We start from the raw sequence: 6010 nt of genomic DNA on the forward strand, positions 1-6010 counted from the left end.
TAATAATAATTCCTAGTAAGCTCGCTCCTATCCCTAATTCTTTCGTTAGCTTTTTGCCTAGAATCGCTAGATCTATTTCTAGCGAGAGAAGCCAGAAGCCTGTGTTGGCAAGTTTTCTAGCTCGCTTGTCCCCCTGTCAGGGTGTGGGGTGTGGGCTTCGGCCGTGAGCTTTTGCGTTCGACAAAAGCTCACGCCGAGGTCTGAACGGGTGTAGGGAAGGAAACCTCTTTCATCTGTGGGGGTGAAAATTTTTTCATCGGGACTGACTCCCGCGAATGGCTCGGAACGAGAAGCTCTCTGGGATGTCATTGGCTCGATTCAAGGATTACTGATTGGGGACAAAGGATACCTTTTTTTGACCACAACAACGATAAGGAACTTGCGTAGGAATAATATCCCAGCTTTGAAAATCGCTCTGTAGAAGAACCAGACCAGCCAGATGGTAAATTATCAAAGCGCAAGTCCCTAACTGCTTTGAGATAAAAGTTATGGGTAGGGATAATAACCCTACCTGATTTTATAGGAAAATAATTAATCCTCTGCTTGCCAATCGGGACAACTATCACTATCCCAACCGTAGGGATGGAAACCGCAGACGAGAAGATTGCCTCCGTAGATATAACCGTGATAATTACGGCAACCGATACAAGCAGCATGGGTGTTAGGATCGGGGTTAATCTTAGGAGTGAGGGTAAAATCCGAGGGTTCGTCTAATTCCGAAAATAGGGATTCATCGAGGTTAAAAAATTCTTCTAATTCCTGGGGTAAAACCTCTTGAATAAACTGTTCCAGATCGATGATAATTTCCTCATTGATTTCTTCAATAGCTTGGGTCACTTCTTGGAAAAAATTTTCAATTCCCAGTGCCACAGTTTCGATCACTTCCCAAAAATCCTTCTGCCAATCGTCCATGTTTATACTTGCATCCCTTGTCTGGTAATAATTAGTTATTTATCCCTAAAATCTAGGTTTTAATCCTGTTGCAGTTTCCGTAATTCCTCCTGAAGACGTTCCACCTTTTGCCGCAATTCATCTACTTTGGGATCAGCTGCTTTGGTGTCCTCCTCATCTTCAATAATTTCTATCCGTCGGGGTTCATGGGGAATATTAGATTCGTTAGCTGTCACCGTTTGCTGTTGTGCCTGTTTCACGAAATCATCAACGTATTTCCGCGCTTCTTCTGTCGTTATTTCGCCGCGAGAAATCATCTCATCGGCTAATTTTTGGGCTTGATTTCTTAATTCTTGTAAATTTACTTCAGCTTTTTCGGCGGCATAAGTAGCAATGCCTACGCCCAAATAAACTGCTTTTTTGACTAAATCACCTAAGTTGGCCATAGCAAAAATCCTGAATCGATCGCTCTTACTTCCTAGAATAAACGATCCTTCTCCCAAATGGAGATGGGTTTTGGGAGTCAGTGAACAGTGAACAGTAATCAGTAATCAGTGAACGCTTGCGCCGCTAATGTAACACCATGAACATTTTTCAGCCAATATCCAAGAGAGCCATCAGTGAACTGAAAACTCACATCTGATAACTGGTAACTGATAACTGGTAACTGATCACTGATGAGGTAAAGTTTTGTAAAGAGATGAGGTGGTAGCAACAGCAAAAGTGATCGCTATAAAGATTAAATTTTAGTCAAATTGCTGGTTTTTCGCCCTCAAAACGACGATAAAGTCTCATTAAGTCAAAAATGATCTAAATAGTTTGATTAAGCTCAAAATAACTAAATATTGCGGATAGCTGCCGGCAGCCAGCTGCCGGCTGAATCGATTTGTGTTCATCCTCAGCAAAGATTTAAACTAAAGAATCGAGACAAGATTCCCGATTTAATCACAAAAAACTATGTTTCCTATTCATCGCCCCCGTCGTCTGCGTCAAACCCCTCAAATGCGCCGTCTGGTGAGTGAAACCGTCTTGACAGCCAATGACTTTATCTATCCCCTTTTCGCTACGACGGGGGAAGGTATTGCCCGGGAAGTCAAATCGATGCCGGGAGTGTACCAATTATCAATCGATAAAATTGTTGACGAAGCCAAGGAAGTGCGGGATTTAGGAATTCCAGCGATTATTTTATTCGGGCTGCCAGAAAGTAAAGACACAGAGGCGACGGGAGCATGGCACGATCATGGTATTGTGCAGAAAGCGGCCACAGCAATTAAAGAGGCAGTTCCCGATCTACTCATTGTCGCCGATACTTGTTTGTGTGAATATACCAACCATGGTCATTGTGGTTATCTGCAAACGGGAGATTTAACCGGCAGGGTGTTAAATGATCCCACTCTGGAATTATTGCAAAAAACCGCCGTTTCTCAGGTAAAAGCGGGAGTGGATATCATTGCACCGTCGGGAATGATGGATGGTTTTGTGCAGGCAATTCGTCAAGGATTGGATGAGGCGGGTTATAGTGATACACCGATTCTTTCCTATACGGCTAAATATGCCTCTGCCTATTATGGGCCGTTTCGGGATGCGGCTGATTCTACCCCCCAATTCGGCGATCGCAGAACCTACCAAATGGATCCGGGTAATGCCAGGGAAGCCTTAAAAGAGGTGGAATTAGACCTATTAGAGGGAGCAGATATGTTAATGGTAAAACCTGCCCTATCTTACATGGATATTATCTGGAGAATCAAGGAAATGACTAATTTACCCGTGGCTGCCTACAATGTGTCGGGGGAATATTCAATGATTAAAGCGGCGGCGTTAAATGGCTGGATTGACGAAAAACGGGTGACTTTAGAGACTTTAACCAGCTTTAAACGGGCGGGTGCCGATATTATCTTAACCTACCACGCTAAGGATGCCGTGCGCTGGTTAGCAGAGGGTTAAACTTGATGATTGAACCCACCATGCCGATTATTGAGTAGGTAGGCACAATTCATTCAAGCAACTACATAGCGCACTGCTGCAACAATTTGTAACCGATCGTGGAATCTATGATGCCTTTTATTTTTGGGTGTTCAAGTGCCGACGGTTCCACAGTTTTAGTCCTTCAAACCAGAAAATACTGACAACTCCAGAAACTAAGCTGACCAGCAAATCATCAGTATGTAGAAATGAAAAGCTGAACAGGTGTCGTAACAAAGGAACATAGAGAACTAATCCCAAAAACAGCAGTCCACCGCCGATCACCCACCACAAAGCCCGATTAGGAGCTTGGAGCATTTCTGGAATCGTTCGGGACCAGGAACGATTGGTGAGAATCATAGCCAGGTTAGAGATAATCAATGTCGTAAATGCTAAGGCACGAGCATTAAATTCACTATTGCCGTTGCTATAGGCGATCGCAAATACAATAACCAGTACCACTAAAACGCTGGTTCCTTGAAGCAAGGCTAATCGCAACGTCCGACGACTGAACAAGGGTTCTTTGGGATTACGGGGGGGGCGACGCATAATATCGCTTTCTGCCGGTTCAGCTTCAAACACAACCGTGCAGGCCGGATCGATAATTAAGTGCAGAAAGGCAATGTGGATCGGGAGTAGCACCAAGGGCCAGCCAAAGATGACTGGAATCAACGACATACCCGCGATCGGAACGTGAACGGCCAAGGTATAGGCCATCCCCTTTTTCAGGTTGTCAAAGATACGTCTGCCCAGTTTGACCGATTCGACGATGGACGAAAAATCATCTTTCAACAGAACCAGATCGGCAGACTCGCGCGCTACATCCGTACCTCGTTCACCCATGGCAATGCCGATATGAGCAGACTTGAGGGCCGGGGCATCGTTGACACCATCACCAGTCATGGCCACAATTTCCCCGGAGCGTTTCAGTGCATTAACAATCAATAGTTTTTGTTCGGGGACGACACGGGCAAAGATGTTGGTGCTTTGAATGCGATCGCGCAGTTCCGACTCACCCATTTGCTCCAGTTCCCTACCGGTGATCACCTTGTCTAAAGGCGTGAGTCCAATCTGACGGGCAATGTTCTGGGCTGTTACCGGATAATCACCCGTAATCATCATAACGCGAATTCCCGCACCATAGCATTCGGCGATCGCAGGTGCCACAGTAGGACGCACGGGGTCTTCCAGTCCGATCAGTCCCACAAATTCAAACTCAAAGTCGTGTTGTTGAACAGGTAAGCGATCGTCAGATTCTAAGTAGGCTAGAGGCCCGGATGACTCAAGAGCGTGAGTTTTGGGTAATGTTCCCATTTTGCGTCCTTGGGCAACTCCCAGAACTCGCAAACCCTCTCCGGCCATTGCCTGGATCTGTTCGACAAGCTCCTGTTGTTGAATCGGGCTGAAATGGCAGAGATCGGCGATCGCTTCTGGGGCCCCTTTTGCCGCAACGGTAAGCTCCCCCGTCAGGGATTCCCAGACACAGGACATGGCCAAGAGATCGGTGGACAGGGGATATTCGCGCAGTAGTTGCCAATCGCTATGCAGGTGTTCAGTCTTGGCTAGGTAATCCCAACCAATTTGCTGCAACGCTTTCTCCATCGGGTCAAAGGGATCTTTGCGACTCGCTAGAATACCAAACTCGATCAGGGGATGAAGGACTTCGGGCAAGGGTTCGCGCTCGTGGAGCGTCACATCGTACAGATAAGCATTGGAGCCGCTGTAAACCAACAATTGTTTGACGGCCATTTGGTTCAATGTCAGGGTTCCAGTCTTATCGACACAAAGAACGGTGACAGAACCCAGGGTTTCAACCACTGGAATGCGACGGGTTAGTACCTGTTTTTGCGAGAATCGCCACGCTCCCAGAGCCAGAAAGATGGCCAGCACCACCGGAATTTCATTGGGCAAAATTGCCATCGCCAGGGCTAATCCTGCCAAAAAGCCATGCAACCAATCGGCCCGGGTTAATCCATAAATCACCACCACCGCCGCACAAATGGCCAGCGCGATCATCGTCAATTTACCGACAATGCGACGGGTTTCTTTTTGTAAGACCGTGTCTTCCGGTTCAACCGTTTGCAGAGCTTTGCCAATTTTTCCCATTTCAGTATGTATGCCCGTTGCTTGCACCTGGGCAATGCCCTGCCCTTGTACCGCCAGAGTGCCAGAATAGACAGTGGGTAAGTCGTCGCCCCCCGGTCTCAAGGTGGCTGAAAGCTGCTTCGGGTCTTCTGCCGTCTGGATGGTGCGTTTCCTGACCGGAACAGACTCTCCGGTTAACAGCGATTCATCAATCGTCAAGTGAGTGGACCACAGCAAAATCGCATCCGCAGGAACGCGATCGCCCTCCTCCACCACGATCAAATCGCCCTGTACCACTTCCTGGCCGGCAATCCGCTGCCGTTCCCCATCTCGAATCACCAAGGCCCGCGGACTGGATAAGTCCCGCAGTGCTTCTAGAGAACGTTCCGTTTTTTGCTCCTGGTAAAGATTGATGCCAATAATAAAAAAGACAAACCCCAGTAAAATTAGAGCTTCTTGTGCATCACCCAAAAAGAGGTAGATGACACCACAGGCAATTAGGAGCAAGAAAATCGGCTCTTGGATAATGTCTAGGGCGATGGTTAAAAAAGTACGATGCTGAGTTGAGGGGAGTTCGTTGTAGCCGTGCTGTTTCAAGCGCTCACTAGCTTCTTGGCTAGACAACCCGTTAAACTGCCTATTTTGTATAGGTGCAACCATAACAATTACCTAGGTTTTTCACACAGGCTATTCTCGCACACAGAGAGTGGGTAAACTGTACTGAATTTAAACTGCGTATTAACAATTTTAGTACAAATGCTCAAACTTCCTCTCCCTGCTCCCCACTCTGACACTCCGGTGCAGTCTTAACGGCTAATTTAAGTAGCTGGTTATAATTAAATTAAAAATGGATTTTAGGTTCGATCCCCCCTGCCCCCCTTGATAAGGGGTGTGCCGATAAGCGGGGGGATCCCCCCTTAATCCCCCCTTAATAAGCTATCCATTAGTCACATCTTTCTTAACATAAAATTTGACAAAAAGAGAAAAGTGTGCAAGATGGCTCAAGGGGGTTCTATGGGGGGACTAATTTGATGAGATAGTTTCCAAGTCTGGCTGATATCATGTAACCTTC

4 protein-coding genes and 1 pseudogene are annotated in these 6010 nt (G+C 46.7%); 2 read left to right on the forward strand and 3 right to left on the reverse strand.

Going from position 1 to position 6010, the window contains the following annotated elements:
* Positions 1 to 214 precede the first annotated feature (214 nt).
* Positions 215 to 352 (forward strand): annotated as a pseudogene (locus O9323_RS20960) (IS982 family transposase); the annotation flags it as partial.
* 179 nt (positions 353 to 531) lie between these two features.
* Here O9323_RS20960 and O9323_RS20965 read toward each other — a convergent pair.
* Together O9323_RS20965 and O9323_RS20970 are read right to left on the reverse strand one after the other, a co-directional pair.
* On the reverse strand, positions 532 to 912 hold the full coding sequence (locus tag O9323_RS20965; protein ID WP_024969665.1) for a hypothetical protein: 381 nt from the start codon (positions 910 to 912) through the stop codon (positions 532 to 534).
* Positions 913 to 971: 59 nt separating this feature from the next.
* Positions 972 to 1337: a phasin family protein gene (locus tag O9323_RS20970; RefSeq protein ID WP_002752179.1), complete on the reverse strand. Its 366-nt coding sequence runs from the start codon at positions 1335 to 1337 to the stop codon at positions 972 to 974.
* A 511-nt stretch (positions 1338 to 1848) separates the two neighbouring features.
* Here O9323_RS20970 and hemB point away from each other — a divergent pair.
* The gene (gene hemB, locus O9323_RS20975) at positions 1849 to 2835 is read left to right on the forward strand and encodes a porphobilinogen synthase (RefSeq protein WP_002752178.1); all 987 of its coding nucleotides are present in this window, start codon (positions 1849 to 1851) and stop codon (positions 2833 to 2835) included.
* Between the two features lie 117 nt (positions 2836 to 2952).
* Here the strand turns inward: hemB and O9323_RS20980 are convergent, their stop codons facing one another.
* Positions 2953 to 5598, reverse strand: a complete 2646-nt coding sequence (locus O9323_RS20980) for a cation-translocating P-type ATPase (RefSeq protein ID WP_288125710.1) — start codon at positions 5596 to 5598, stop codon at positions 2953 to 2955.
* Positions 5599 to 6010: the final 412 nt, after the last annotated feature.

Source organism: Microcystis sp. LE19-131.1A, assembly GCF_027532015.1.
Taxonomy (GTDB): domain Bacteria; phylum Cyanobacteriota; class Cyanobacteriia; order Cyanobacteriales; family Microcystaceae; genus Microcystis; species Microcystis ichthyoblabe_A.